The 1,445-nt window shown below is 62.5% G+C and carries 2 protein-coding genes; both read left to right on the top strand.

Annotation, left to right across the window (positions count from 1 at the left end):
- Positions 1-1,158: bifunctional UDP-N-acetylglucosamine diphosphorylase/glucosamine-1-phosphate N-acetyltransferase GlmU (gene glmU / locus AAFM29_RS17420; protein WP_341713981.1), on the top strand; the 1,158-nt coding region annotated here is incomplete at its 5' end.
- 7 nt (positions 1,159-1,165) lie between these two features.
- Complete coding sequence (locus AAFM29_RS17415; protein WP_341713980.1) at positions 1,166-1,444, top strand: HNH endonuclease; 279 nt, start codon at positions 1,166-1,168, stop codon at positions 1,442-1,444.
- Position 1,445 lies beyond the last annotated feature (1 nt).

The raw sequence follows: 1,445 nt of genomic DNA, 5'->3' as shown, positions 1-1,445 counted from the left end.
TTAGAGGACCGCGCCGATTGCTGCCTGCAGGAACCGCAATTGGGCACCGGCCATGCGGTACAACAGGCCGAAGCCGCGCTTGCCGGGTTCGACGGCGATGTGCTGATTCTCTACGGCGACGTGCCTTTCGTGCGGCCTGAGACCATGCGGCGGATGCTCGACAGGCTGCATGAAGCCGATGTGCCGCCCTGCGTGGTGCTGGCCTTCCGTGCTGCAGATCCGGGCGTTTATGGACGGGTGATCAGCGATGATGGCCGGACCATCGCCAAGATGGTCGAGTTCAAGGATGCGAATGCTGCCGAACGCGCGGTCGATCTGTGCAATTCGGGCATGATGGCGGTGCGGGCGCAGGATCTCTTCGCACTGCTGCACCGAATCGGGAATGACAATGCCGCAGGCGAATATTACCTGCCCGATATCGTGACGACCGCGCTCGGCGACGGCAAGGTAAGCGCCTGGGTCGAGGCGGACGAGGCCGAGGTTCAGGGCATCAACTCCCGCGCAGAACTCGCTCGGGCCGAGGCGCAATGGCAAGCCGCGCGCCGCGCCGAAGCGATGGCCGACGGGGCAACGCTGGCGGCACCCGAAACCGTTTTCTTCGCTTTCGACACGCGCTTGGGGCGCGATGTGACCGTCGAGCCCAATGTCATATTCGGCCCCGGTGTCAGTGTGGCCGATGGCGCCACGATCCATGCCTTCAGCCATATAGTCGGCGCAACGATTGGTGCCGACTGCTCTGTCGGCCCGTTCGCTCGGCTGCGGCCCGGTGCGGTGATGGAAAAGGGCAGCAAGGTCGGCAATTTCGTCGAGATGAAAAAGGCTGTGCTGGGCGAAGGGGCCAAGGCGAGTCACCTGACCTATCTCGGTGATGCGATCGTGGGCGAACATGCCAACATCGGCGCGGGCACCATCACCTGCAATTACGACGGCTATTTCAAATACAAGACCGAGATCGGCCCGCGGGCCTTCATCGGATCGAACAGCTCGCTGATTGCGCCGGTCAAGATCGGTGCAGATGCGATCGTTGCCGCGGGTAGTCGCGATGTCGGCGACGGGGATTTGCGCATGGTGCGCGGGGAGCAGATCGTCAAACCCGGCTGGGCCGACCGCTTCCACGATGCGATGAAGAAGAAGGCCGCAGCGAAAGATAAGGGCTGACCCGTCAATGGATGGTGATGAAGCGCTCACGTGCTGGCTGTGCTATCGTGCGATCGACACGCTGCTGCAATGGCATCATCCGGTGCCGAAGGCGAAGAAAGGTCGAGGGACGGTTCCGGTCCATCCGATTTGCCACAAGGCGATCCATACGCATTTCACCAACTCCCAGCTGGCGCGGATTGGCGATGATCGCGCCGTCATCCTCGCGCATGTCGAGATCGCCAAATTCGTCAGCTGGGTTAGCTCCAAGCCGCCCGACTTTCACGCACCGACGAGGACGAGGTAGG

Origin of the sequence: Erythrobacter sp., assembly GCF_038133525.1 — a bacterium.
Lineage (GTDB): Bacteria > Pseudomonadota > Alphaproteobacteria > Sphingomonadales > Sphingomonadaceae > Qipengyuania.
The sequence above is the reverse complement of the archived record's forward strand: the minus strand, read 5'-3'. Positions and strand labels throughout refer to the sequence as shown.